General features: G+C 70.8%; 21 protein-coding genes. 4 read left to right on the top strand and 17 right to left on the bottom strand.

Features of this window, described 5'->3' with window-relative positions; translation table 11 throughout:
- The first annotated feature begins 12 nt into the window (after positions 1-12).
- Positions 13-2,475 (top strand): D-alanyl-D-alanine carboxypeptidase family protein, encoded by a 2,463-nt coding sequence (locus ACFVAE_RS13065; RefSeq protein ID WP_378892739.1) that lies wholly within the window; start codon positions 13-15, stop codon positions 2,473-2,475.
- Between the two features lie 66 nt (positions 2,476-2,541).
- On the opposite strand, the gene ACFVAE_RS13060 is transcribed toward ACFVAE_RS13065, so the two are convergent.
- Both ACFVAE_RS13060 and ACFVAE_RS13055 read right to left on the bottom strand, forming a co-directional pair.
- Positions 2,542-4,794, bottom strand: a complete 2,253-nt coding sequence (locus ACFVAE_RS13060; RefSeq protein ID WP_378892737.1) for an ABC transporter ATP-binding protein — start codon at positions 4,792-4,794, stop codon at positions 2,542-2,544.
- Entirely contained in the window at positions 4,791-6,518 is a 1,728-nt protein-coding gene (locus ACFVAE_RS13055) for an ABC transporter ATP-binding protein (protein WP_378892734.1), read from the bottom strand. Before ACFVAE_RS13055 ends, ACFVAE_RS13060 begins: the two co-directional genes overlap by 4 nt.
- Before the next feature lie 125 nt (positions 6,519-6,643).
- On the opposite strand from ACFVAE_RS13055, the gene ACFVAE_RS13050 reads away from it, so the two are divergent.
- The gene (locus ACFVAE_RS13050; protein WP_378892731.1) at positions 6,644-7,795 is read left to right on the top strand and encodes a glycosyltransferase family 4 protein; all 1,152 of its coding nucleotides are present in this window, start codon (positions 6,644-6,646) and stop codon (positions 7,793-7,795) included.
- A gap of 75 nt (positions 7,796-7,870) precedes the next feature.
- Positions 7,871-8,656 carry a glycosyltransferase family 2 protein gene (locus ACFVAE_RS13045; protein WP_378892728.1) on the top strand — a complete coding sequence of 262 codons (786 nt, stop codon included), beginning with the start codon at positions 7,871-7,873 and terminating at the stop codon, positions 8,654-8,656.
- 171 nt (positions 8,657-8,827) lie between these two features.
- On the opposite strand, the gene ACFVAE_RS13040 is transcribed toward ACFVAE_RS13045, so the two are convergent.
- Together ACFVAE_RS13040 and ACFVAE_RS13035 are read right to left on the bottom strand one after the other, a co-directional pair.
- Positions 8,828-9,778, bottom strand: coding sequence for an alpha/beta fold hydrolase (locus ACFVAE_RS13040; protein ID WP_378892725.1), 951 nt, complete (start codon positions 9,776-9,778; stop codon positions 8,828-8,830).
- A gap of 54 nt (positions 9,779-9,832) precedes the next feature.
- Complete coding sequence (locus tag ACFVAE_RS13035; protein ID WP_378892722.1) at positions 9,833-10,897, bottom strand: enoyl-CoA hydratase/isomerase family protein; 1,065 nt, start codon at positions 10,895-10,897, stop codon at positions 9,833-9,835.
- Positions 10,898-11,015: 118 nt separating this feature from the next.
- Between ACFVAE_RS13035 and ACFVAE_RS13030 the strand changes: the two genes are divergently transcribed.
- Positions 11,016-13,613 (top strand): ATP-binding cassette domain-containing protein, encoded by a 2,598-nt coding sequence (locus ACFVAE_RS13030; protein ID WP_378892719.1) that lies wholly within the window; start codon positions 11,016-11,018, stop codon positions 13,611-13,613.
- A gap of 52 nt (positions 13,614-13,665) precedes the next feature.
- Here ACFVAE_RS13030 and ACFVAE_RS13025 read toward each other — a convergent pair whose 3' ends face one another.
- From ACFVAE_RS13025 to ACFVAE_RS12965, 13 genes are all read right to left on the bottom strand, one after another.
- Positions 13,666-14,118 (bottom strand): hypothetical protein, encoded by a 453-nt coding sequence (locus tag ACFVAE_RS13025; RefSeq protein ID WP_378892717.1) that lies wholly within the window; start codon positions 14,116-14,118, stop codon positions 13,666-13,668.
- Between the two features lie 213 nt (positions 14,119-14,331).
- Complete coding sequence (locus ACFVAE_RS13020) at positions 14,332-15,678, bottom strand: glutamate-1-semialdehyde 2,1-aminomutase (RefSeq protein WP_378892714.1); 1,347 nt, start codon at positions 15,676-15,678, stop codon at positions 14,332-14,334.
- A 129-nt stretch (positions 15,679-15,807) separates the two neighbouring features.
- Entirely contained in the window at positions 15,808-16,782 is a 975-nt protein-coding gene (gene hemB, locus ACFVAE_RS13015; protein ID WP_378892711.1) for a porphobilinogen synthase, read from the bottom strand.
- A 112-nt stretch (positions 16,783-16,894) separates the two neighbouring features.
- Complete coding sequence (locus ACFVAE_RS13010; protein ID WP_378892709.1) at positions 16,895-17,701, bottom strand: uroporphyrinogen-III synthase; 807 nt, start codon at positions 17,699-17,701, stop codon at positions 16,895-16,897.
- A 6-nt stretch (positions 17,702-17,707) separates the two neighbouring features.
- The gene (hemC, locus tag ACFVAE_RS13005; protein WP_378892706.1) at positions 17,708-18,694 is read right to left on the bottom strand and encodes a hydroxymethylbilane synthase; all 987 of its coding nucleotides are present in this window, start codon (positions 18,692-18,694) and stop codon (positions 17,708-17,710) included.
- A 4-nt stretch (positions 18,695-18,698) separates the two neighbouring features.
- Complete coding sequence (hemQ, locus tag ACFVAE_RS13000; protein ID WP_378892703.1) at positions 18,699-19,376, bottom strand: hydrogen peroxide-dependent heme synthase; 678 nt, start codon at positions 19,374-19,376, stop codon at positions 18,699-18,701.
- A gap of 112 nt (positions 19,377-19,488) precedes the next feature.
- Positions 19,489-19,767, bottom strand: coding sequence for a hypothetical protein (locus ACFVAE_RS12995; protein WP_378892701.1), 279 nt, complete (start codon positions 19,765-19,767; stop codon positions 19,489-19,491).
- On the bottom strand, positions 19,754-20,185 hold the full coding sequence (locus ACFVAE_RS12990; protein WP_378892698.1) for a phage holin family protein: 432 nt from the start codon (positions 20,183-20,185) through the stop codon (positions 19,754-19,756). The genes ACFVAE_RS12995 and ACFVAE_RS12990 overlap by 14 nt, the downstream gene beginning before the upstream one ends.
- Position 20,186: 1 nt before the next feature.
- On the bottom strand, positions 20,187-20,594 hold the full coding sequence (locus ACFVAE_RS12985; protein ID WP_378892696.1) for a hypothetical protein: 408 nt from the start codon (positions 20,592-20,594) through the stop codon (positions 20,187-20,189).
- A 108-nt stretch (positions 20,595-20,702) separates the two neighbouring features.
- Positions 20,703-22,163, bottom strand: a complete 1,461-nt coding sequence (locus tag ACFVAE_RS12980) for a protoporphyrinogen/coproporphyrinogen oxidase (RefSeq protein ID WP_378892693.1) — start codon at positions 22,161-22,163, stop codon at positions 20,703-20,705.
- Positions 22,164-22,224: 61 nt separating this feature from the next.
- Positions 22,225-22,986 (bottom strand): hypothetical protein, encoded by a 762-nt coding sequence (locus ACFVAE_RS12975; protein WP_378892691.1) that lies wholly within the window; start codon positions 22,984-22,986, stop codon positions 22,225-22,227.
- 86 nt (positions 22,987-23,072) lie between these two features.
- Complete coding sequence (locus ACFVAE_RS12970; protein ID WP_378892689.1) at positions 23,073-24,389, bottom strand: C2 family cysteine protease; 1,317 nt, start codon at positions 24,387-24,389, stop codon at positions 23,073-23,075.
- 1 nt (position 24,390) lies between these two features.
- Positions 24,391-24,672, bottom strand: a complete 282-nt coding sequence (locus tag ACFVAE_RS12965) for a hypothetical protein (RefSeq protein WP_378892687.1) — start codon at positions 24,670-24,672, stop codon at positions 24,391-24,393.
- Positions 24,673-24,750 lie beyond the last annotated feature (78 nt).

Here is a 24,750-nt window from a genome sequence, read left to right as displayed (position 1 = left end):
TAGCGTAGGCGGGTGACCATCGACGATCCCTCTACGCCGCCGCGCACGCGTCGCGAGGCACGGGCGCAGACCGGCTCCCACCGAGGCGTCGATCCGTCCGGCATGAACGCGTTCTTCCAGGGCTCCGGCGGCGCTCCGCACGGTGCCGACCGCGGCTCGGCGACCCGGGAGGCCGCTGACCTGCCCGGCGGCGGCGAGCCGGTCCTTCCGGGCCAGGGCCAGGGCCAGGACGGCCAGGAAGAGCCGCCGACGAGCACCGACATGCTGCGCACGCTGTTCGGTGAGCCGGAGCTGGGCGACGAGCCCGAGGAGACCGGCCCCGTCGGGGACGACGCCTTCAGCCGCGCCATGTTCGGGACGCCGTCGACGCCGGAAGCCGCGCCGCCCGCTCAGCCGGTCCAGCCGGCGGAGCCGGTGTCCGCTGCCGACGCGCGTACGTCCGCCGGGCTGGACGACCTGCTCGGCGCTGCCGCGCCCGCTGCCGCTGCACCTGTCGCCGCACCGGCCGACACCGCTCCGGCCGACACCGCACCGTATGCCGATGAGCCGTTCGATCCCGCGGACGACGCGACCCGCGTCGCGCCGGTCATCACAGGGATTCCTGGGTGGCACGACGAGACCCCGGCACCGGCCCTCGGCAGCATCGCCACCGACTCTCCTGCTCAGCCGACCGCCGATGACGACGCCGACCGGCTGTCCGCGAGCCTGGCGTACTTCGCCGCCGCGGATGCCGCGGCCGCGGCATCCGCCGGCATGGCCGGCACGGTGTCCCCTGCCACGGATGCCGCCTCCGGCGTCGCGGGCGCAGCGACCGCCGCCGGCCTCAACGATGCCGCCGGTGCGGCGCCCGCGGGCCTCGCCGGTGCAGCCGCCGCATCCGCGGCCTTCGCAGGGGCCGCCGCCCCCGCGGGCCTCGCGGGCCTCGCGAGCGCAGCATCCGCCGATGTCGCCGACGCGGCTCCTGCCGACTTCGCGGGCGCCTTCGAGTCCGCCGAGGAGCCCGCGCCCACGACTCCCTTCGACCTGACGGGCCTCGGGCTCGATCCCGATGACGAGCCCGACCTCGACGTCGACCCCGACCTCGATGACGAACCCGCGCCCGAGACGGTCGTCGCGTGGGCCGATGAAGCGCGTCCCGCAACCGCGCTGACCTGGATCGACACCGCCGCCGTGCAGGCGCGGACCAGGCCGGCGACGCTCGCGGTGCGGACCGCAGCGGCCGACGAGCCCGATCTGCTCAGCGACATGCACACGAAGTCGGGCTGGCTGCGCCCGCGCGTGCTCATCCCGGTCGGAGTGGTGGTCGCTCTCGTCGGCGGCTATTGTGCGGCCACGCTGCTGGCGCCGCTCGACAACATCGCTCCGACGATCGATCCGGTGGCAGTGAAGATCGACCCGGCCCCGGCCGCGGCGATCACCTGGCCCAAGGGCGGCGACTCGGGGATCGACGTGCTGGGCTTCACGACCGCCGTCTCCAGCCGCGACAAGACCCCGATCGCGAGCGTCTCGAAGATCGCGTCGGTGATGATGGTGCTCGAGAAGATGCCGCTCAAGCCCGGTGAGCAGGGCCCGTCCTTCGACTTCACCCGCAGCGACGGGCGCGAGTACTGGCAGTACCTGCGGTCGAACCAGTCGGCACTGGACGTGCCGGTGGGCGGCTCGCTCACCGAGTACCAGATGCTCCAGGGCATCCTGCTCGGCTCTGCCAACAACTATATCGATCGGCTGGCGGACGAGATCTGGGGCTCGAAGGACGCCTTCGCCTCGGCCGCACGCACGTGGCTGGCTGACCAGGGGCTGGACGACACCACGATCATCTCGCCGTCCGGACGCGACGATCGCAACCGGTCGACCCCGGCCGACCTGGTCGACCTGAGCCAGATCGCGATGCGCAACCCCGTGTTCGCCGAGATCGTCGCCACGAAGTCGGTGGACCTCCCGGGCGCCGGCGTGGTGAAGAACACCAACAAGATGCTGGCCGAGGACCCCGGCGTCGTCGGACTCAAGACCGGCACCCTCGGCAAGAACTGGAACCTCGTCACCGCGAAGGACGTGAAGGTCGGCGACTCCACCGTGCGCCTGTACGCCGTCACGCTCGGGCAGGGCAGCAACAAGGAGCGCGTCGCAGCGAACCGGGCGCTGTACGCCCAGGTCGAGAAGACGCTGGCGGATCAGCCCGTGACCGTGCCGAAGGGCACGGTGGTGGGCACGATCGACACGGTCTGGGGCGAGCGCAGCGATGTGATCACCGACTCCGACGCCAAGGTCGTCATGTGGAACGGATCGCCCGCCGAGGCCAAGGCGGCTCTGAAGCTGGGCGATGCGCAGAAGGCCGGCACCAAGGTCGGCTCGCTCACCGTGACCGGCGCGATCGACACCGCCAAGACGGACGTCTCGCTGAAGAGCTCGGTCGATGCTCCGTCGGTCTGGTGGCGGCTCACTCATCCCCTGGATCTGTTCGGTCTGAACGGCTGACCTGCGGCACGCCGCAACGCGAGAGCGCCCGCCCCCTTTCGGGGACGGGCGCTCTCGCGTGCGGGGTCAGGCCCTGTCGTCGGACTCGGATGCGGGCTGGTCCTCGCCCTCGCCGACCTCGTGCACGAACTCCGTCACGGGCAGCACCGGTGCCGCGCCGGTCCCGGGAACCGGGACCTCCTCCGCCTCGCCGGTGACGATCACCGGGGTCGCACCGGTGAGTGCGTCCTCGGCGTCGATGTCGGACGCGGCCTGCTCGAACTGCGACTGGTACAGGCGCCAGTAGGCGCCCTGCGCCGCGATCAGCTCCTCGTGGTTGCCCTTCTCGACGATGTCGCCGTGCTCCATCACCAGGATGAGGTCGGCGTCGCGGATCGTGGACAGGCGGTGCGCGATCACGAAGGACGTGCGTCCTTCGCGCAGCGCCGCCATCGCGTGCTGGAGCAGCAGCTCGGTGCGGGTGTCGACCGCCGACGTCGCCTCGTCGAGGATGAGGATCGACGGCTGGGACACGAACGCGCGAGCGATCGTGATCAGCTGCCGCTCACCTGCCGACACGTTCGACGCGTCTTCGTCGAGCACCGTCTCGTAGCCCTCGGGGAGTGCGTGCACGAACCGGTCGACGTAGGTCGCCTTGGCGGCGGCGAGCACCTCCTCGTCGGTGGCGGACGCCTGACCGTAGCGGATGTTCTCCAGGATGCTCCCGGCGAACAGCCACGGGTCCTGCAGCACCATGCCGGTACGGCCGCGCAGGTCTTCGCGGGTCATCTCCGCGATGTCCTGGCCGTCGAGCAGGATTCTGCCGCCGCTGAGCTCGTAGAACCGCATGATGAGGTTCACCAGCGTGGTCTTGCCCGCACCGGTCGGTCCGACGATCGCGACGGTCTGCCCCGGCTCGACGCGGAACGAGAGGTCGGTGATCAGCGGACGGTCCGGTGTGTACGAGAACGCGACGTGCTCGAACTCGATGACGCCCTTGCCGTCGGTGACGGTCGGCGCGTCCTCGGCATCGGGCTCCTGCTCGTCGGCGTCGAGGAACTCGAACACCCGCTCGGCCGAAGCCGTGCCGGACTGGACGACGGCGGCCATGCCGCCCAGCTCGCTCAGCGGCTGAGTGAACTGCTGCGAGTACTGGATGAACGCCTGCACGTCACCCAGTCGCAGGCTGCCGTTGGCGACCATCAGGCCACCCAGCACCGCGATGCCGACGTACGTGAGGCTGCCGATGAACTGCATCGCCGGCATGATCACGCCCGAGAGGAACTGCGCCTTGAAGCTGGCCTGGTAGAGCTCCTCGTTCTCCTCCTGGAAGCTGTCCAGCGCATCCTTCTCGCGGCCGAACACCTTCACCAGAGCGTGGCCCGAGAAGGCCTCCTCGACGCGGGCGTTGAGCCGGCCGACCTTGCGCCACTGGATGCCGAAGGCCTTCTGCGAGCGCGGACCGATCACGCCGAAGATGACTCCCATCAGCGGCAGGGCCACCAGCGCGACCAGCGCCAGCTGCCACGAGATCGAGAACATCATCACCAGCACGCCGACCACGGTGAGCACCGAGGTGAGCGCGCCCGACAGCGACTGCTGCATGGTCTGGGTGATGTTGTCGATGTCGTTGGTGACGCGCGAGATCAGTTCGCCGCGCTGCACCTTGTCGAAGTACGACAGCGGCAGGCGGTTGATCTTCGCCTCGACGTCCTCACGAAGGCGCCACATCGTGCGCACCATGATGACGTTGATCACATAACCCTGGATCCAGCTCAGGAACGCGGATGCCACGTAGATCGCCAGCACGGCGACGATGATGTACCGCAGCCGGTCGAAGTCGACGCCGTCGCCGACGGAGAAGCTGTCCATCGCGGCGACCATGTCGGCGAAGGTGCCCTGGTCGGCGGAGCGCAGCGCCTCCACGACCTGATCCTGGCTCATGCCCTTCGGGAAGCCGTTCTGTCCGAGCAGGTTCGAGATGAACCCCTCGTAGACGACGTTGGTCGCCTCGCCGAGCACCTTCGGTGCGATCACGGCGAGGACGACGCCGACCGCGCCGAAGAACGAGACCAGCACGAACCACAGCGCGGACGGCTTGAGCAGTCCGATCATGCGCTTGAAGCTCGGACCGAAGTGATCGGCCTTGCCCGGGGCAGGGCCGTCGAACATGCCGCCGCCGGCCTGGCGGGCCTTCTCGGCCTGCTCCTCCTCGGCCTTCTCGGCCGCGGTCAGTTCGGGCTCGGCCACTGCTGTTCCGTTCTTGGCCGCACGGGCGGCGAGGGCGCGTTCGCGCCGCGTCTGGGGCTGGTCGCTCTGGGGTGCGTTCTGCTCGCTCATGCGTCCACCCCCAGCTGCGACTCGACGATCTCGCGGTAGGTGTCGTTGGACGCCAGCAGCTCCTCGTGGGTGCCGACGCCGACCATCGTGCCGCCGTCGAGCACCACGATGCGGTCCGCGTCCGTGATCGTGGACACGCGCTGCGCGACCACGACCTTGGTCACATCGGGCAGCTCTCTCCAGAGGGCCTGCCTCAACCTCGCATCCGTCGTGAGGTCGAGCGCCGAGAACGAGTCGTCGAAGACGAGGATGCGCGGCTGGTGCACGATCGCGCGAGCGATCGCCAGGCGCTGCCTCTGACCACCCGACACGTTGGTGCCGCCCTGGGCGATGTGCGACTCGAGGCCCTCGGGCATCTCGGACACGAAGTCCTTGCCCTGGGCGATCTCGAGCGCCTTCCAGAGGTCTTCGTCCGTGGCGTCCTCCCGGCCGTAGCGCAGGTTGGACGCGACCGTGCCGGTGAACAGGAAGGGACGCTGCGGCACCAGGCCGATGCCCTTCCACAGCTCGTCGACGTCGGCCTCGCGCACGTCCACGCCGCCGACCTGCACCGAGCCGCCGGTGACGTCGAACAGACGAGGGATGAGCGAGACCAGTGTTGTCTTGCCGGCGCCGGTCGATCCGACGATCGCGACGGTCTCACCCGGCTCGGCGTGGAAGTCGATGCCGCTCAGCACCGGGGCATCCGCTCCGGGGTAGGTGAACTCGACGTTCTCGAAGACGATCTGCCCGGGAGCCGAGAACTCCTTCACGCCGTTCTCGGGACGGACCATGCTCGACTCGGCGTCGAGCACCTCGCCGACGCGGTCGGCCGAGACCGCGGCGCGCGGGATCATCATCGCCATGAAGCTGGACATGATGACGCCACCCATGATCTGGCCGACGTACTGCATGAAGGCGAACAGGGTGCCGATCTCGACGTTCCCGGCGTTGACCTCGACGCCGCCGAACCAGATCACGCCGACCACGGTCACGTTCAGGATGAGCATGAACAGCGGGAACAGCAGCACGAACAGCGAGCCGACGTTGCGGCCGACCGTCATGATGTCGGTGTTCGCGGCCCGGAAGCGCTCGGCCTCGATGGGCTCGCGCACGAACGCGCGCACGACGCGCACGCCGGTGAGCTGCTCGCGCATGACGCGGTTGATCGTGTCGAGGCGGCCCTGGTAGGTGCGGAACAGCGGAACCATGCGGCCGATGACCAGCACGGCGAGCAGCAGCAGCACGGGCACGGCGACGGCGATCAGCCAGCTGAGCCCGACATCCTGCCGGACGGCCATGATGATTCCGCCGATCGCCAGCAGTGGGGCGGTGACGAACATGGTGGCGCCCATCATCGCCAGCATCTGCACCTGCTGCACGTCGTTGGTGTTGCGGGTGATGAGCGACCCGGCGCCGAACTGCGACACTTCGCGCTCGGAGAAGCCGCTCACGCGCGCGAACACGTCGGCGCGGATGTCACGACCCAGCGCCATGGCGGCGCGGGCCGCGAAATAGGTGGCGATGATCGCGCACAGGATCTGCCCGAGCGAGACGAGCAGCATGAACGCACCGTGCGTCCAGATGTAGCCGGTGTCTGCCTTCGCGACGCCGTAGTTGATGATGTCGGCGTTCAGTGTCGGCAGGTAGAGAGTGGCCATCGCACTGGCGAACTGGAAGACCAGGACGCCCAGCAGAAGCCACTTGTACTTGGTGAGATATCGGAAGAGGAGCTTTCCCAGCACAGGCGGAATCCTTAAGGTGTTGGGGTCGATCGATGATCGACCACCTGAAAGCGTGCCACGACCCTCCGACATTCGGTAGACGGTTGCCCAGAATCTCGCGGAGAGCGAAAACGTAGACTGCCAGGGTGAAGGATGACGCCGTGCTGCTGGTCTGCGACTACTCGCTCCGCTACCTCGGCGGGGCTCAGACCGCCTTCCTCCGCCAGGCCGAGGCACTCGCCTCGCAGGGGGTCCGTGTGATCGTGCTGGCGCCGGATGCCGACCAGGTGTCCTCCGTGCCCGGCATCACACTCGTCGCGCCGCCGCGCCGCGGAACGATCCCGGTGCTCGACCTGCCGCTGCTGGGCAGGGCGGCCGATCTCGAGCCGCTGGTCGCCGCGACCGTCCGCCGGCACGGTGTCGGCGCCATCGTCGTGCACTCCGAGTTCGCCCTCGCCGCGGCGTCTCTCGCCGTCGGCCGGCGTCTCGGCATCCCCGTGCTGCACACGGTGCACACCTTCTTCTGGACGGCGCCGGCCGCGCTCGCGCCGTTCGCGCCGGTCGTCCGGGGAGTGCACCGCTCGCTGACCGGCATCCGCGACGGCGGCCGTGCGACCGGGAGCCACGCGCTGAACAACGCGCTGCGCACCATGACCCTTCGGGTCGCGGAGCGCGCCGACGTCGTGCTCTCGCCGTCGCGGCACCAGGCCGAGGCGCTGCGCGCCGCCGGTGCGGGACGGGTCGAGGCGTTCTCGAACGTCGCTCAGCCGCTGGCTGAGGCCCCTGCTGTCGCAGAGGGACCGCTGCGACTGCTCTGGGTCGCGCGCTTCGCGCCGGAGAAGCGCGTGGACGTGGCCCTCGACGCGATGCGCGAGGTCGCGGCATCCCTCGGCGACGGCGTGCACCTCGACATCGCCGGCGGCACCGCACGGCCGGTGCCGGGCGTGACCTTCCACGGCTCCGTGCCCGGCGAGCGCGTCGGCGAGCTGATGGACGCCGCCGACGCCGTGCTGATCACCTCGCTCGGCTTCGACAACCAGCCGATGGTGGCGCTCGAGGCGTTCTCGCACGGCCGTCCGGTGATCGTCAGCGATCCGGCGCTCGCCGGCGAGTTCGGCGAGGCCGCCCTGCTCACCCCGACGCCGGACGCCGCAGGACTGGCCGCTCTGGTGCGCGAGCTCGCCGCGGACCGCGGCATCCTCGCCCCGCACCGCGAAGCGGCGCTCACCTATGCGCGCGACCGCCAGCCGGCCGCGCACGTCGCGAAGCTGCAGGAGATCATCGCCTCGGTGCGCTGACACGGCGCGGCCCGGATGCCCCGGGAGCGCGCCCTCCCCGCCGCGCCGCTGCCCGGGTCATAGGCTGGGCGCGCCATGAGCGCCGCCCCGATCGTGCTGAGCGTCGTCGTCCCGTCCTACGACGACGCGGTCCTGCTGCGGGGATGCCTGCAGGCGCTCGCCGTGCAGACCCGCATGCCTGACGAGATCATCGTGGTGGACAACGGCTCGCACGACGACACGGCCGCCGTCGCGCGGGAGTTCGGGGCGGCCGTCGTCACAGAGCCGCAGCGCGGGGTGCTGCACGCGACCGCAGCCGGCTTCGATGCGGCATCCGGCTCCCTCCTGGGCCGGTTGGATGCGGACTCGCGGCCTCAGCCGGACTGGGCGGCGCGCGTCGTGCGGCGCTTCGAGGCCGACCCGACGCTCGGCGGACTGACCGGCACCGGCGAGTTCTACGGTCGCGGACCGGTGTGGCGCTTCATCGGCCGCTACGTCTACCTGGGCGGGTACTTCCTCACGATGCGGCTCGTGCTGGGCCGGCTGCCGCTGTTCGGCTCGAGCTTCGCACTGCGCCGCGAGGTGTGGCACGAGCTGCGACCACGCCTGCACCTGGACGATCCGCGCGCCCACGACGACCTCGACATCACAGCCGTGCTCTCCCCCGCGACCGGTGTCGACTTCGACCGCGGGCTGCGGGTGCAGGTCTCGGCCCGCCCGTTCGACGACTTCGCCGGCTTCCGCCGCCGCGCGTCATGGGCGTTCCACATGCTCGCGGTCAACCTGCGCGAGGTGAGCTGGGGACGGCGCGTGGTCGCGTGCGCGCGTGGCCGGCGCATGCGGCGGATGCAGCGGCGAGCGCCCCTCCGTGCCGGTCGTTGAGCGGGTGAGCAGCATCCCCACCCCACCCGGCTCCCGGGCGAGCAGCATCCCCGCCCCACCCGGCTCCCGGGCGAGCAGCGTCCCCACCCCACCCGGCTCCCGGGCGAGCAGCGTCCCCACCCCACCCGGCCCCTGAGCGAGGAGCGAAGCGACGAGACGAAGGGCGCGTGCTCAGCGCCCGGCGGTGGCGAACAGCTCCTGCATCGCCACCGTGAGCTGATGCGGCGCCGTCTCGCACGGACTGTGCCCTGTGGGCAGGATCAGCACCTTCGCGCCGATCCGTTCCGCGAAAGCGCGATGCGCGGCATCCGGCCAGACGTCCCGTGCACCTGCCGCCACCAGCATCGGGATGCCCGATGCGCGCAGCCGTTCGTCCAGATCAGGCGTCCGCTTCATCAGAGCCAGGATGTCGCCCACGCTGCTGCGCCGCGTCAGCGCGAAGCGCGCGGTGACGAAGTCGGCGCGATCGCGCGGAGCGCGGTGCACGTTGTACCGGAGGGCGACGATGAACACCGGACCGAGCGCACGCCCCGGAATGAACCAGCTCACCGGCCCCAGCACCTTGAAACCGCGCAGAGCCTGCCCTGCCAGCGGCGGAGCGGAAAGCAGCGTGAGACTCGCGAACAGCTCGGGTCGCCGGGCGAGGGCGGCAGACGCCACCGTGCCGGCGAACGAGTACCCGAGCACATGCGCCGACGCGCCGGACTCGAGCAGGGAGATCAGATCGGCGACGAACAGTTCGAGCGTGTAATGCCGTTGCGGCGGCCCGAGCCGTTCCGGGCCGGCGCGGAAGGACTCGTACTGTCCGGCCAGGTCGTAGGCCTCGACCCGGTACCCGGATGCCGCGAGCAGCGGCATCATCAGCGCGAAGTCCTCCTTCGACCCCGTCATCCCCGGCACGAGCATCACCCGCTCACCGTCCGGCGGCCCCATCGCGACGTGCGCGAGCGGACCGCTCGGTGCATCGACAGTTCGCTGTTCGGCGGACGCGGGCCAGGCGGCCCAGTCCCGTGGGGCGATCGCCGCATCGCGCTGCTGCGCCTCGGCCATCCGCCGCGCGAGGTCCTCGTCGGGCGCCGACGGCTCCTCCGCCGACGCGGGTGAACCCGGCATCCCGGTCATGCGCTCAGGCTACTCGCGCCGTCCGCGTCGCGGCCGAACCGCGCGGCCGCCGGGTCACGCGAACAGCGGCACGTCCGGCACGTACGCGCGGGCCGGGAGCCCGGCATCCGACGGCAGCTCTGCGACTGTGGCGGGGCGCCACTTCGGGTCGCGGTCCTTGTCGACCAGCTGAGCGCGGATGCCCTCGACCAGATCGGGGTGGTGGTGCACGAACCACAGCACGCGGCGGTACTCGCCCTCCAGCGCCTCCCGCACCGTGTCCATCCCGCGGGCCTCGCGCACGGCGTCGAGCGTCACCGCCAGTCCCGTCGGCGCCAGTTCGGCGAGGAGGGATGCCGCGGCAGCGGCATCCGGATCGCCGGCGTCCTGCAGGCGCTGCACGATCTCGCCGACGGTCGGCGCGGAGAACGCGTCGTCCACCCACGCACGGATGCCGGGCAGCGCAGACGGCTCCGGCGTCTCGTCGAACAGCATCACGAGCTCGCTCGGGCTGCCCGGATCGGCGCGGTACGCGAGGGCGTCGCGCAGCGCGTCGAGCCGATCGGAGGGCACGTAGTAGTCGGCGAAGCCGCTGTGGATCGCGTCCGACGCGTTCATCTGCGTGCCGGTCAGGCCGAGGTACTCCCCCAGCCGGCCGGGCGCACGCGCCAGGAGCAGGGTGCCACCGACATCCGGGGTGAAGCCGATGCGCGTCTCGGGCATCGCGAGCTTCGAGCGCTCGGTGACCACGCGGATCGCGGCATGCCCTGCCAGCCCGATGCCACCGCCCATCGTGATGCCGTCGGCGAAGGCGACGATCGGCTTCGGGTACTCGGCGATCGCGGCGTTCATCTCGTACTCGGCACGGAAGAACTCACCGGCGTGCTCGGTGTCGCCGGCGACGATCGCGTCGTACAGCGAGCGCACGTCGCCTCCCGCGCACAGACCACGTTCGCCGGCACCGTCGATCAGCACCGTCTGGATGTCGCTGTCGTCGCGCCAGGCGTTCAGCGCGGCGAGCACGTCCCGGACCATGCCGAGATCAAGGGCGTTGATCGCCTCCGGCCGGTTCAGGGTGATCCGCCCGAGGGAATATTCGGTGCGGACGAGGACACGAGAGGCTTCGGGCGACACTGACACGAAAGTCAGCGTACTCCGCCACTGACCGCCTCCGATCCCCGCCGAGAGCGCCGAAATGTGGGGCGGAACCGGCTTTTCAGACAGAATGGAGGGGTAGCCGCAGGAGAGGGGCCTTGCTATGCCCGAAGGACAGGTGCTCGAGTTCACGCACGTGACGAAACGATTCGGTGACGTCACGGCGCTCTCCGACTTCTCGGCCCGCATCGAGCCCGGAGCCGTCACGGGTCTGCTCGGGCCCAACGGCGCCGGCAAGACCACGTCGCTGCGCATCCTGCTCGGCCAGGTGCGCGCCACGTCGGGTACCGCCACGATCGGCGGCGTCCCCTACTTCGACATGCGTCAGCCGCTGCGCACGGTCGGCAGCGTGCTCGAGGAGACGGCGTACCGGCCGCGTCGCACGGCCGCTCGCCAGTTGCAGATCGCGGCCAAGGCCAACGGCATCCCCCTCACCCGGGTGACCGAGGTGCTCGACCTCGTCGGCCTGCACGGCGACGCGAACACCCGCATCGGAACGTTCTCGCTCGGCATGCGCCAGCGCCTGAGCCTCGCCACCGCACTGCTCGGCGACCCCGGCGTGCTCGTGCTGGACGAGCCCGCGAACGGGCTCGACCCCGAGGGCATCCGCTGGATGCGCCTGCTCATGCGCCGGCTGGCCGACGAGGGACGCACCGTGCTGGTGTCGTCGCACGTGCTCAGCGAGGTCGAGCAGGTCGCCGACGACGTGGTGGTGCTCTCGAAGGGCCAGGCCGTGTACACCGGCGGCATCGACGTGCTCTCCGACCCGACGACGGGTGCGGTGATCGTCGATGCCGAGGATCGCTCCCCGCTCACCGCAGCGCTGGCCGCCGCCGGTCTCGAGTTCGACGTGCTGCGCTCCGGCGTCACGGTGCGCGGATCGGATGCAGCCGCGATCGGCGCCATCGCCGCCTCGGCCGGGGTCGCGCTGACCGTACTGCAGCAGCGCGGTCCGAGCCTGGAGGAGGTCTTCCTCGACCTGGTCTACGGTCGCCGCAGCGAGCCCGTGCTGCCCTCGGATGCCGTGCAGACGGATGCAGCGGCAGAGAGTGGCGACGCCGGCTCGATCGAGAGCGAGGCGGGTGACGCCGGCGATGCAGGCGCCGATGGCGCCGCAGAAGCTGCCGCAACCGGAGCCGTCGACGCCGAGGTCGCCTCGGAAGCCGCCGACGCGGACGCCGATGACGCGGGCTTCACCGCCGCAGGCGCGGTCGCCGCAGGCGGCGCCATCGCCGGTGCGTTCGGCGTCGGAGCCGCCTCGGTGGCCGATGTCGCCGAGGCCGACGAGGCAGCGGACGCGGACGACACGAGCTCCGCCGATGAGGATGTGTCCACCGGCACCGTCGCAGCCGGGCTGTTCGGCACCGGAGCCGCCCCGCAGGCCGACGACACCGCAGCTGCGGATGACGCCGACGTCGCCGATGCAGTCGCGCCGACGGATGCCGTCGCAGACGAGGCAGCAGCTGCCGGAGGATTCGACGGCGAAGCGGCCACGGCCTCGGCCGACACGAACCCCGGCGATGCTGAGGGCGGCGTCGAGGCGGAAACGGCCGACGCGGAGTCCGCTCAGGAGTCCGACGACGCCGCGAGCGCGGCCGACACCGCGGTCGCGGATGACGCGGAGCTCGACGGTGCAGACGCAGATGACATCGCTGCCTCGCTGACCGCAGGGGCCGTCGCCGCAGGAGCGGTCGACGGCGGTTCCGGTGCAGAGGGCGACGACGTCGCGGAGACCGACACGGCGACAGACGAGGCCGCCTCGAGCGCCGAGGTCGCTCAGGACGCCGAGGGTTCCGCAGACGTGGAGGCCGCGAGTGCCGACGGACACGAACCGGCGGAAGACGCCGCCGGCACCGGGGACATCGACACGATGTCCACCGCGGAGACCGACGACGAGGCGGATGAGGACGACGCGGGTCTCGCGGAGTCCTCCAGCGGCGCAGACGAGGGCACCGCATCCGATGCAGCGGACCCGGAGGGCGACGAGCCCGAGGAGGCCACCGCTGCCGACGAGGGCTCGCTGGACGACGGCGCTGCGGACGCCGCCGACATGACGGCCGACGCCGACGCCGAGCCCGCGACAGAAGCCACGGATGCTGCATCCGACGCCCCGGCCGAGGAGCCGTCGTCCGAGGCTCCGGCTCAGGATGACGCGACCGTGGCCGACGAGGGCGACGGCGCTGCGGCAGCCGTCGCGCCGGATGACGACACCGACATGGTCGTGGAGGCCGAGCCCGAGGATTCCGGCCGTTCGCCGATCTCGCACGTGCCGCTCCCCTTCGCGACCTCGGCGATCTCCCTCCCCGGCGAGACCGTCGAGCCGACGTTCACCGAGCTGATCACCGGGCTGCCTGCGACCGGCGCGATCGACCTCGGTGCTGCCGAGGAGATCGACGACGCGGTGGATGACGCCGTCGACGACGTGCCGATCGAAGCGCACGAGGTGTTCGCCCCGCTGCTGAGCCGCAACATCGACGACGCCGGTGACGGTGAGCCCGCGGAAGCCGGGACGCCGAACGCCGAGGAGTCCGACGACCCGCGTCTCGCCTCGATGCGGAACTCTCTGGCTGCGGCGCGCAAGGCGTACTTCGAGGACCCGGCTCCGGCCTGGCCGTACGGCAAGGCCCCGGATTCCGAGCCCGAGGCATCCGAGTCGGAGGCCGCGGACGAGTCAGACGAGGACTCCGGCCTGAAGGACTGACCTCCACGACCCCTCAGCTCAGCTGGGGGGTCGACTTCTGCGACGGCCGGACTCAGGCGGGGCGCGGCCGGATGACGGGGCGCTTGCTGCCCTTCGGGGTAACGGCCACGGGCGCGGTCGAGGCGATCTCGACGACGTCGGCCTGCTTCTCACTGACCTCCAGGCGCAGGGCCTGCGTGAGCGCAGGGCCGTGCTTGGTCGTCAGGATCAGTCGCTGGAACTGCTCGTCGCCCTCGAGATCGATGACGACGCCGGGGCGGTGTCGCCGGATCATCACGAAGTCGGTGGTCGCGGCACCCTTCCACGTACCGGCAGCGAGAACGCCGGGGATGTGAGTGCCGGGTCCCGGCACTCCACGCAGCCAGGTCCAGACGTCTTCGGTCAGCTGCACTCGGGTGATCGTCGAGCGCTCGACGCGCAGGTTCTCGCGGTGGAACGTGACGGCGCGCTCGATCGGTGACAGCACGATCTCGAGCTGAGACTGATCGAGGAGCAACGTCACCATGAGCTACAGTCTGCCAGCGCTTCGCTGAGAGCAGGCGGCGTGTCGCCGCGTTCCCGGAGTTTCGTCAGCCGACACGCCGTCCCCGCGGACTCCGACGCCGGGAGTCGCCCAGCGCAGGAGATCCGGCGAGAACAGGAAGAAGGTCCACGGAATCGTCCTGTTCTGGGCGGATCTCCTGCTGTCGAGAACGCGCGCGGTGACGCCGGGCGCCGCTCAGGCCGTGGCGGATGCTGCCGCGGCGGCCGCCGCCGGCAGGGCCTGCTCGATCACGGCGAGGTCGTCGTCGGTGTGCGCGGCGGTGAGGAACCACGCCTCGAACACGCTCGGCGGCAGTGCAACGCCCTGCTCGCGCATCGCGTGGAAGAACGGCGCATACCGGAACGACTCCTGCGCCTGCGCCTGCGCGTAGTCGCGCGGCACCTCGGGCGCGAAGGCGACGCCGAACAGGTTGCCGGCGCGCGGCACGGTGTGCACGACACCGGCATCCGTCAGCGCGCGATCGAGCGCCGTCGCGACGCGATCGGCGGCCGCGTCCACCAGGGCGTATGCCTCCGGCGTCGCCAGCTTCAGCGTCGCGAGGCCCGCCGCGACCGAGAGCGGGTTCCCGGACAGCGTGCCCGCCTGGTAGACCGGGCCGAGCGGTGCCAGCAGGTCCATGATGTCGGCGCGACCGCCGAGCGCCGCCAGCGGCATCCCGCCGCCGACGACCTTCCCGAACGTGAAGATGTCAGGCTGGTACTCCTCGCCCGTGCCCTGCTGCAGACCCCAGAATCCGGCGGGGTGCACACGGAATCCGGTGAGCACCTCGTCGAGGATCATCAGCGCGCCGTGGGCGTGCGCGGTCTCGGCGATCAGAGCGTTGAAGCCGGGAAGCGGCGGCACGACGCCCATGTTCGCCGACGCCGCCTCCACGATCACCGCGGCGATCCGAGGCCCGTGCTCGGCGAACACCGCGGCGAGGGCGTCGGGGTCGTTGTAGTCGATCACCAGGGTCTGCGCGGCGATCGGGGCGGGCACGCCGGCGGAGCCGGGCAGTGCCAGGGTCGCGACGCCGGAGCCGGCTGCGGCGAGCAGGCCGTCGGAGTGGCCGTGATAGTGCCCGGCGAACTTCACCAGCAGGTCGCGGCCGGTGGCGCCGCGGGCCAGGCGGATGGCGGTCATGGTCGCCTCGGTGCCGGTCGACACCAGGCGCACCCGCTCCACCGGACGGGTCTCGCCGAAGCGCACGCGGTCGGCGATCAGTTCGGCCAGCTCGACCTCGCCCTCAGTCGGGGCGCCGAAGGACAGCCCGCGGGTCGCGGCCTCCTGCACCGCCTCGACGACGATCGGATGCGTGTGCCCGAGCAGCGCCGGTCCCCACGACGCGACGAGGTCGACGTACTCGGTGCCGGCGGCGTCGGTCACGCGCGCCCCGCGAGCGGATGCCAGGAAGCGCGGCGTTCCCCCGACCGATCCGTACGCCCGCACCGGCGAGTTCACCCCTCCGGGGATCACCGCGCGTGCGGCGTCGAACAGGTCGTCGTTGCGGTCGGTCACGGATACTCCTCGCTCGGCAGACATACCCCACAAGGCTACGCCGCCCACCTATGAGCCGCTCCGAAGGCGTTTCGTCACTTCGACTCGCTCAGCACGGCGCTCGCTCGTATCTCGCTCGCTCAGGACCCGCCGAAGCTCAGGACCCGGAGGTGGTCACCGCAGCCAGCGCGCCGCCTCCACCGCCCAGTACGTCAGCACGGCATCCGCTCCCGCACGTCTGATCGACAGCAGCGACTCCAGCACGGCGGCCCGCCGATCGATCCAGCCGTTCGCCGCGGCCGCCTCGATCATGGCGTACTCCCCGGACACCTGGTATGCCCACACAGGAATGTCGACCGCGTCCCGCACCTCGCGCAGCACGTCGAGGAAGGCCATCGCCGGCTTGACCATGACGATGTCGGCGCCCTCCTGCTGGTCGACGACGGCCTCGCGGACGCCCTCGCGCCGGTTGCCGGGGTCGAGCTGGTAGGTGCGGCGGTCGCCCTGCAGCTGCGAGTCGACGGCCTCGCGGAACGGTCCGTAGAAGGCGCTCGCGTACTTGGCCGCGTAAGCGAGCAGCAGCACGTCCTGGAAGCCCTCCGCGTCGAGCGCGGCGCGCAGGTGCGCGACCTGACCGTCCATCATGCCGCTGAGTCCGAGCAGGTGCGATCCGGCGCGCGCCTGCGCGAGCGCCATCGCCGCGTACCGCTCCAGCGTCGCGTCGTTGTCGACCGAACCGTCGGATGCCAGCACGCCGCAGTGCCCGTGGTCGGTGAACTCGTCCAGGCAGAGGTCGGTCTGCACGACCAGTGCGTCGCCCACCTCGGCGACGACCGCCTCGGTCGCGATGTTGAGGATGCCGCGGGGGTCATCGGCCCCTGATCCGGCGGCGTCGCGCACAGCGGGAACGCCGAACAGCATGACGCCGCCGACTCCGGCATCCGCCGCGTCCGCCGCCGCTGCGCGCAGCGAGCCGAGCGAGTGCTGGGCGACGCCGGGCATCGAGCCGATCGGCGCGGGTTCGTCGATCCCCTCGCGCACGAACATCGGCAGCACCAGCTGCCGCGCCTCGAGCGAGGTCTCTCGCACGAGTGCGCGCACGGGCGCGGACTGCCTCAGTCGCCTCAGGCGGGTCTCGGGAAAGCTCATCACATCACCTCATGGGAGCCGAACCGCGCTGCGCGGCCCGGCGTGGGAGCCGAACTCGGCTCGGGGACACCTCTGATGCGCGAAACGCTCCCACCGTGAACGGTCGGGAGGCTCACGGCGCGAACTCGTCGGCCGCGTGCGGGAGGGTGAAATGCGAGACGACATCGATCAGCGCGTCGACCGTCTGCTTGTCGGCGACCGCCCAGATGGGCAGACCGACCTTGCGGGCATCGGTCGCGGTGCGGGGCCCGATCGCCGCGAGAAGCGTGGTGTCGGGGATCTCGGGGAACTGCTCGCGCACCTGCCGCGCCACCGATCCGCTGGTGATCAGGATCGCGTTGATGCGGCCATTGAGCACGTCGCGATGGATGCGGTCGGTGACCGGAACCCCCACGGTGCGATAGGCGACGATGCTGTCGACCAGATGTCCGGCGCCGGAGAGCATGTCGGTGAGCACCGGCTTCGCGATCTCGCTGCGCAGTGTCAGGATGCGCCGGGGCTCGTCCTCGAGCGCGATGATCTGCTCGGCCATGCCTGCCGCGGAGTTGTCCGACTCCGGGATCATCTCCACTTCATAGCCGACAGCCTGCAGAGCGGCCGCCGTGGTCTCGCCCACAGCGGCCACCTTGGTGTTGCGCGGGATGCTGATCCGGTGCGCGAAGAGCACGTCGACAGTGGTCGCGCTCGTGATGGTCAGCCAGTCGTAGTCGCCGGCCTCGAGGCGGGCGAGCGCCTCGTCGAGAGTCTGCTGGTCGGTGGTCGGGGCGAAGTTGATCAGCGGTGCGACCACAGGAACGGCGCCCTGCGCACGCAGACTCGCCGCGACCCCGTCACCCCACGGACCGCCGCGGGGCACGAGAACGCGCCAGCCGCTCAAAGGCTTGTCCGGCGGGGCCGGGATCGAATCGGTAGAAGTCATTCAGCATCACTCTCGCGGGAGGAGGTCGGCCGCCCCCTGTTCGAGCAGCCGATGAGCCACAGACATGCCGAATGCGCGCGCCGCGTGCATCGGGTCTGCACCACCGGCAGCATCCGCGCCGTTGCCGCTGCCGTTCCGACGAATATACCCCTCGTCCAGGGCCTCTGTGACCTCGAAGTCGATCCGGCGGCCGCCGTCGGGGGCGAACACGGCCGCCTGCAGGTGCAGCCCGGCATCCGTCTGCACCGCGTGCGCGGCCATCGGCGCCTGGCATCCGGCGTCGAGTCCGGCGAGCACCGCGCGCTCCGCGGTGACCGCGATACGGGTGGCCGCGGCGTCGAGCTCTGCGAGCCAGGCCCGCAGCTCGGCCGGTGCATCCGCGGTGGTCTCGACGGCGAGCGAGCCCTGCCCCGGCGCCGTCGGCCATTCAGCGAGCGCGAGCTCCTCGCGGCGCAGCGGGCTGTCGGCCCCGAGTCGCGAGAGACCTGCGGCGGCGAGGATCACGGCGTCCAGTTCACCGGATGCCACGCGCTCGAGCCTCGAGTCGACGTTGCCGCGGATGTCCACGACCTCCACGCCCGGATTGCGACGGCGCACCTGCGCGATGCGGCGCGGCGCCCCCGTGCCGACGCGGCTGCCGGCCGGCAGCTCGGCCAGCGGGGTGCCGTCGCGCGTGATCACGACGTCGCGCGCGTCGACGCGCGGGGGCATGGCCGCGATGACGAGTCCATCCGGCTGGGCGGTCGGCAGGTCCTTCAGCGAGTGCACCAGCAGATCGCACTCGCCACGCAGCAGCGCTTCGCGCAGCCGGGTGGCGAAAACGCCCTGGCCGCCGATCTCGGAGAGAGATGCCCGGTTCGTGTCGCCCTCGGAGGTGATGGGGACCAGTTCGACCTGACGCCCCGAGACCTCCTGCAGCGCGACAGCGACGTGGCCGGACTGCGCCTGCGCGAGTGCGCTGCGACGGGTTCCGAGACGGATGACGCTGCTCATCGGTTCACTGCAGGACGTCGGCGATCTCGTCGAGGCGCAGGCGGCGTCCGGTGTAGAACGGCACCTCCTCCTTCACGTACCGACGGGCGTCGGTGTAGCGGAGGTCACGCATCAGGTCGACCAGCTCGGTGACGTCGTCCGCCTCGAGCGGCAGCAGCCACTCGTAGTCGCCGAGGGCGAAGGCGGCGACCGTGTTCGCGATGACACCGGTGAATGCGGCGCCCTTGCGACCGTGGTCGGCGAGCATCTTGCGACGCTCTGCCTCGTCGGCCAGGTACCACTCGGGTGTGCGCACGAACGGGTACAGGCACAGCCACTGCTTCGGCTCGATGCCACGCAGGAAGCCGGGCACGTGCTGACGGTTGAACTCGGCGTCGCGATGCACGCCCATGACGTTCCACACCGGCAGCAGCGGGCTGAGCAGCTCGGTGCGGCGCAGCCGGCGCAGCGCGCGCTGCAGGTCTTCGGCGGTGGGGCCGTGCAGCCACACCATGAGGTCGGCCTCGGCCTTCAGACCGCTGACGTCGTAGAAGCCGCGGACGGTGACGCCGGAGTCCTCGATGTGGCCGACGATCGTCTCGAGCTCCGTGGAGTCGGGATCTGCGTGCGGCGCGTCGGGGTTGCGACCCCACACCGCCCAGAGGGTGAAGCCGGAAGGGGAGGATTCGGTCTCATCGGACATGTCTCCAGTCTGCCCCTTCGGGGCGGAGACGGCGAACCCGCCCTTCCTCACGCTCGCGGATCCTGAGCGAGGAGCGGAGCGACGAGACGAAGGGCGCTCAGGAACCGGGGCGTCAGCGCGATGCGGCGCGGGCGATGACCCAGACGAGGCCGCCGACCGTGACGGCGACCCCGATCACAGCCGCGACGGCGCCCACCGGGTTCTTCTTCGCGAACACGCGGGCCTTCGCGATTCCACGCTGAGAGGCCTGCTCGACGCGGCGGGGCACGTTGGCCTTGACCTCGATCGCGGCGAGGGCCGCCTTGAGCTCGGCGCGCGCCGACGCCACCGGGTCGGTGATGCCGTCCGCCACGGCGGTGCGCGGCAGCGGGGTCTGCTCAGAATTCGTCATCAGCGGCCTCCCGGGGGCGCTCATCGCCGGCCTCGCGGACGAGGCGGATGTCGGTGGAAACGGCCTGCGCGGGATTCTCGCGCCTCACCAGCTTGCGGAACCGCAGCAGGCCGAGCAGGCCGAACACGAGGACGGCCAGGATCAGGATGCCGAAGACGACCAGCGCGGAGGCCCACACGGGCATCCAGGACGCGAAGCCGGCGACCGCGAACGTCAGGATGACCGGGATCGCCCAGAACAGGAAGAACAGCGCGACGACGAACCAGAGGCTCCCCATCCCGGCGTCCTTGGAAGTCTTCTGCACCCACGCCTTGGCGTGGTCGATCTCAGCCTTGACCAGGTTCGAGACCAGGTCCGGCATGTCGCCGAGCAGCGTCAGCAGACTGTCGTCGGCGCGATCCCGATACCCCCGGGCCATGTCAGTCGTCCTTGCTCTTCTTCGCGGCCGGCGCTTCGTCTCGCTCCGCTCGCTCAGCACGGCGCTTCGCGGTCTTGGCCTTCGCCTTCACCGCGTCCTCCGCCGCATCCGCGACGTCGTCGGCGGCATCCTTCGCGGTGTCGATCACGGAGTCGAGCTTCTGGCCCGGCGTACCGGCGGCCGACGCCGAACGCACCACGCGCACCGCGCCGTCCCACAGCGCCTGCGGCACCGCCGCGGCCTTCGCCTTGGCATAGTCCTGCACGCGGGTGACCTGCTCCTGCACGGGGTCGAGGTTCCAGACCTTCAGCCACTGCGTCTTGATCTGCTCATAACGCTCGCGGCCCGCACGGGTGCCGAGCACATAACCCACGCCGAGTCCGACGACGAGTCCGATCTTCCCCTTCATCGGGGGCCTCCTGACTGTTGTTGCGACTGGCGGCGGCGGCCGACCAGGACTCCCAGCGTAACCCTGTATTCCGTTTTCGGCATCTACCGGTGCGCTGTTGCCGTCACATCACCCGAACAGGAGGGCGCGGCGCAGCCGGTCGGTCTCGGCGACGGCGTCGGGCACGACCTGCGCGAGGCCGGTCCCCGCCAGCCACGCGCCGACCGCGGCGACCCCCGGCACCGCGCGCACGGCCGCCCGAGCGGCGGTGCGGCGCTCGGCGGAGCCGATGACGGATGCCGGCTGGGCCTGCACATGGCGGGCCCGATGCGCGCCGACCACCTGCTCCGGTCGCAGCGTCACGCCGAGCATCGCGGACGCCTGCGCGAGGGCCAGCTGCGCGGCATCCGCATCATCGAGTGCGGCGGTCGCGGGGACCTCGCCCTGGCTGCCGAACGACACGCGCACGACGTGGCGGCCGGCGGCCGCCTCCCGCAGCCATCCCCACTTGGCGGTCGAGTGCGTGAGCGCCTTCGCGATGCGGCTGCCCGGCACCGTGAGCACGCCCGTGCCGCGCGGCGCGGCGTCGAGCTCCGGCGCGTTCAGCACGAGGGTGACGATCTCGATCTCGGGGGCGACGGCCGGCTCTCCGAGATCCGCGTGGCCGGTGAGCAGCGCCCGCGCAGCGGGCTCGGAGGTCGCGACGACCACGGCATCCGCGCGCACGTCCTCGGACTCGGCGTCGCCCTCCTCGGTGATCGTCTCGATCTGCACGGTCCACGCTCCGCCGTCGCGCACGAGTCGCGCGACGCGGGCGCCGGTGCGAATGTCGACTCCGAGCTCCTCGAGGTCGGCACGCAGCGCGTCGACCAGTGTGCTCATGCCGCCGACGAGTCCCTCCACGGCCGAGCCGGGGGCCGCGCCCTTCTGCTCCCGCTCCCCGCGCAGCACGGCCACCGCGCCGGAGAGCGAGCCGACGCGCGTGAGCGCGGCGCTGAGCCCGGGTGCGACGGCCTCGACGTCCACGTCGTCGGGGTGCGCGGAGTACACGCCGGCGGTCACGGGCGCGACGAGCCGGTCGCGCACCTTCTCCCCCATCCGCGTGGCGACGAGCCTGCCGAGGCTCTTCTCGTGGCCGATCGTGAGCGGCGGGCGGAGCCGGTCGAGGTAGGCCCGCCACACGCCGCGGGTGCCCAGCACGCGCCGCACGTCATCCTGGAACGGGTTCTCCGGGATGCCGAGCAGGCCGCCCTTCGGGATCGGCGCGGCCCCCACCTCCGGGATCCCGTCCAGCCAGGCCCCGCCGCCCTCGGGGGTGACGATGCGGTCTCCGAGGCCGAGCTCGGTGACCAGTGCGCGGACATGCCCGCCGCGGGTGGCATAGCTCTCGGCGCCGGCATCGACGACGATCCCGTCGACCTCGGCGCGGCGGATCGAACCGCCGAGCTCTTCGGACGCCTCGAGCAGCGTCACCGGCATCCCGACCTTCGCGCACTCGCGTGCGGCCACCAGGCCGCCGATGCCGCCGCCGATCACGACGACGTGCTGCTCGGCCGCGCGGGCCGCGAGTTCGGGAGTCTGCTCGGTCATGCATCCATCCTGACACCCGCATCCGATGCGGAAGCCGGGAGAAAGGGCGGATGCCGGGCGCTCAGTCCCCGAGAGGGATCTGACGGCGCTCGAGCATGCTCGGCTGAGCGGTGTTGATGACGGTCGGGGCACCGCTCGATGTGTCGATGAAGTACGTCGCGATGTTCCCCTCGGTGGCGACCGGGAACGCCCAGGTGCCACCGGGCACATCCGGCTGAGGCCCCAGCACGACATCCAGCGGCTCGGACATCTCGCCCTTGTACACCTCGATCGGGGTGATGGTCGCCGACGAGGAGAAGTCCACCCTCGGGGTGTGCCAGATCACGTCGTCGGCATCGCCCTCGGCACGGCCGAAGACGATGATCTCGGCCTCCTTCGCCCACTCGGCGATCTGAGCGGGCGTCGCGGTCGAGATCTGCTCGCGCTGTCCGGCCAGCACCCTGGCGAACGCGCGCTGCGCACCGGCGTCGTCGTGCACCCCCACGTGCCCGAAGAGCTCGTACGCGTCGCCGCTCCTCTTGAGCACGAAGATCCCCTCGTGCTTGGCGTCATAGGATCCGTTCGCCTCACCGACGAGCGCATAGTGGGTGTCGGCCGGCTTGGTGACGGAGATCGTCTCGGACGCGTCGCCCTTCATGACCTCGCCGACGTGCACGGTCGCGGTCTGCACAGGGAAGACATCCTGGTCGATGTCCGTGATCGCGGGGTCGACGGATTCGACTGTGCCGTAGACGATCAGATCCGCGGCCGGAACGAGCTCGCTGAGCGGCTCGGACGGATTCGGGTCCTGCGCCGCCGCGGTCGACGAACGGGGGGTGGGCATCGGTTCCTCCTCTGAGCCTGCGCTGCATGCGGTCAAGGTCATCGCCAGGAAGGCGGCGATGGCAGCGCTCGCCCTCCGGACGGTCATCAGTTGGCGACCTCGACGACGTTGAACGACTTCGTGAACTCGTCCATGCTCATGACGAACGTACCGTCCGGCGGCGTGGTCAGTTCGCCGCCCGCGGCACGGATCGCGTCCTCATGGTTCGTGTTGCTGCCCCACGGGTTCCGGATCACCACCATCTGCTGGCCGTTCTCCTCGTAGGCGCGGAGAACCGTCATCGCATGGCCGCCGCCCTCGAATCCGAGCTGCCCGTTCTGGGCGCTGGCGACCACGGGGCGGCCGTCGGCCAGGGCATCGTGCATGTCGTCGAAGCTGTCGCCGACGTCGTTCCCGCCGGTGAGCCAGTCCCAGCGGCCGGGATCGTGATCCTTGACGTCGGCCTCGTCACCGTAGACGTCCTCCATGACGTCACGCGCCCAGCCGCCGTTGGTGAACTCCTCGAAGCCGCCCTCGTGGATCTCGTACGCCCCTTCGATGACGCGCACCCAGGCGGCACGGTCGTCGTCGGGGATCTGATCGCCGCCCACGGTGATGTCGCCGTCGGCGAAGTGCACGGTGTACGTGCCGTCGGGATTCTCAGTGATCATGTCCTTGATCTTCTGCGGATCCCCGTTCGCGATTCCGGCGAGCGCGGAGAGCAGGTAGCAGTCGCCGGCGCCCCGCTGCTCGATGTCCCTGATGTCGGGATCGCCGTGCGGGTAGAGGTCGAGTCCCGGTTCGCCCGGCAGCTTCTCCCCCTTGCGGATCTTGTCGAGGTCGGGGTCGGAGACCGTCTCCAGCGTGCGCTGGTACAGCTCCTGCCACACCGAGAAGGAGCCGCCCCACTTCGAGGAGGCGGTGTCCCATTCGTCCCGGGCCTCCCACGCGGCATCCTCGAGCTTCTGATGATCCTTCTTCTGCTCGTCGTAGTCGTCCGCGCCCTCGACGGGGGCCTCGGCGTTCTTGTACGCGTCCACCGCGCTCTGGTACTTCTCCCACAGATCCCGGCATGTCACCGCGAGCTGGTTGAGCTCGTCCTGGTGGTACGAGGTCTTGGATCCGTAGCTGCCGAACGCCTGCCCGATCGGCAGGTAGAGCGCCGCGGCCACCGCCATCCGGTCGGCGGCATCGCCGATCGAGGCGCGCAGCTTGTCGGTCGCCTTGCCCTTGATCCTCCACTGCGAGATGTCGGAGTCGCGGATCAGCTCCAGCTGCGCGCCGATCTCGCTCATGCGATGCCCGTAGTCGGCCATGGTCTGCCCGTTGCGGTGCACGACGTCGGGTTCGCCGACCATCGTGCGGATCTGCTCTCCGACGGCCCACGCCTCTCCGGCGGTTCCGGCATCGACTCTGTCGGTCATCTCAGAACCACCTGTCCAGGCCGTAGTACGAGTCGATGACGTCGCTGATGTAGGTCGAGATGTCCTGCAGCTCATCGATGAGTTCTGTGCGCTTCGGCTCCCACGCGCCACGGAAGTCGGCTGCCGCGCCCTGCAGCTCGCCCTTCTCGAAGGGGCTGTCGATCGCGCCGGCGATGTCGCTGTTGCGCTCCGGAGCGTCCTCGAGCTCGGCGATCAGCTCCTTCAGCGAGGAGCGCACCCCCTCGAGCAGGTCGTAGTCGATCGTGACGTCCTTGCCGCCCATCAGCACCCCCCGGTTTCCTGATGCGACCCTAGCCGAACGTCCAGACGGCACCCCATGGGGAGAACTCCCCATAGAGCT

The sequence above is a fragment of the Microbacterium sp. NPDC057659 genome (assembly GCF_042799915.1).
Lineage (GTDB): Bacteria > Actinomycetota > Actinomycetes > Actinomycetales > Microbacteriaceae > Microbacterium.
Note: the sequence above shows the minus strand (reverse complement) of the source record. Positions and strands in the feature narration are given on the sequence as shown.

Excerpts from the sequence above, each read along its gene's own strand:
- ACFVAE_RS13060 (WP_378892737.1), bottom strand. The coding sequence starts at position 4,794 with ATGAGCGAGCAGAACGCACCCCAGAGCGACCAGCCCCAGACGCGGCGC.
- ACFVAE_RS13045 (WP_378892728.1), top strand. The coding sequence starts at position 7,871 with ATGAGCGCCGCCCCGATCGTGCTGAGCGTCGTCGTCCCGTCCTACGAC.
- ACFVAE_RS13040 (WP_378892725.1), bottom strand. The coding sequence starts at position 9,778 with ATGACCGGGATGCCGGGTTCACCCGCGTCGGCGGAGGAGCCGTCGGCG.
- ACFVAE_RS13030 (WP_378892719.1), top strand. The coding sequence starts at position 11,016 with ATGCCCGAAGGACAGGTGCTCGAGTTCACGCACGTGACGAAACGATTC.
- ACFVAE_RS13025 (WP_378892717.1), bottom strand. The coding sequence starts at position 14,118 with ATGGTGACGTTGCTCCTCGATCAGTCTCAGCTCGAGATCGTGCTGTCA.
- ACFVAE_RS13020 (WP_378892714.1), bottom strand. The coding sequence starts at position 15,678 with ATGTCTGCCGAGCGAGGAGTATCCGTGACCGACCGCAACGACGACCTG.
- hemB (WP_378892711.1), bottom strand. The coding sequence starts at position 16,782 with ATGAGCTTTCCCGAGACCCGCCTGAGGCGACTGAGGCAGTCCGCGCCC.
- ACFVAE_RS13010 (WP_378892709.1), bottom strand. The coding sequence starts at position 17,701 with ATGACTTCTACCGATTCGATCCCGGCCCCGCCGGACAAGCCTTTGAGC.
- hemC (WP_378892706.1), bottom strand. The coding sequence starts at position 18,694 with ATGAGCAGCGTCATCCGTCTCGGAACCCGTCGCAGCGCACTCGCGCAG.
- hemQ (WP_378892703.1), bottom strand. The coding sequence starts at position 19,376 with ATGTCCGATGAGACCGAATCCTCCCCTTCCGGCTTCACCCTCTGGGCG.
- ACFVAE_RS12995 (WP_378892701.1), bottom strand. The coding sequence starts at position 19,767 with ATGACGAATTCTGAGCAGACCCCGCTGCCGCGCACCGCCGTGGCGGAC.
- ACFVAE_RS12990 (WP_378892698.1), bottom strand. The coding sequence starts at position 20,185 with ATGGCCCGGGGGTATCGGGATCGCGCCGACGACAGTCTGCTGACGCTG.
- ACFVAE_RS12985 (WP_378892696.1), bottom strand. The coding sequence starts at position 20,594 with ATGAAGGGGAAGATCGGACTCGTCGTCGGACTCGGCGTGGGTTATGTG.
- ACFVAE_RS12980 (WP_378892693.1), bottom strand. The coding sequence starts at position 22,163 with ATGACCGAGCAGACTCCCGAACTCGCGGCCCGCGCGGCCGAGCAGCAC.
- ACFVAE_RS12975 (WP_378892691.1), bottom strand. The coding sequence starts at position 22,986 with ATGCCCACCCCCCGTTCGTCGACCGCGGCGGCGCAGGACCCGAATCCG.
- ACFVAE_RS12970 (WP_378892689.1), bottom strand. The coding sequence starts at position 24,389 with ATGACCGACAGAGTCGATGCCGGAACCGCCGGAGAGGCGTGGGCCGTC.
- ACFVAE_RS12965 (WP_378892687.1), bottom strand. The coding sequence starts at position 24,672 with ATGGGCGGCAAGGACGTCACGATCGACTACGACCTGCTCGAGGGGGTG.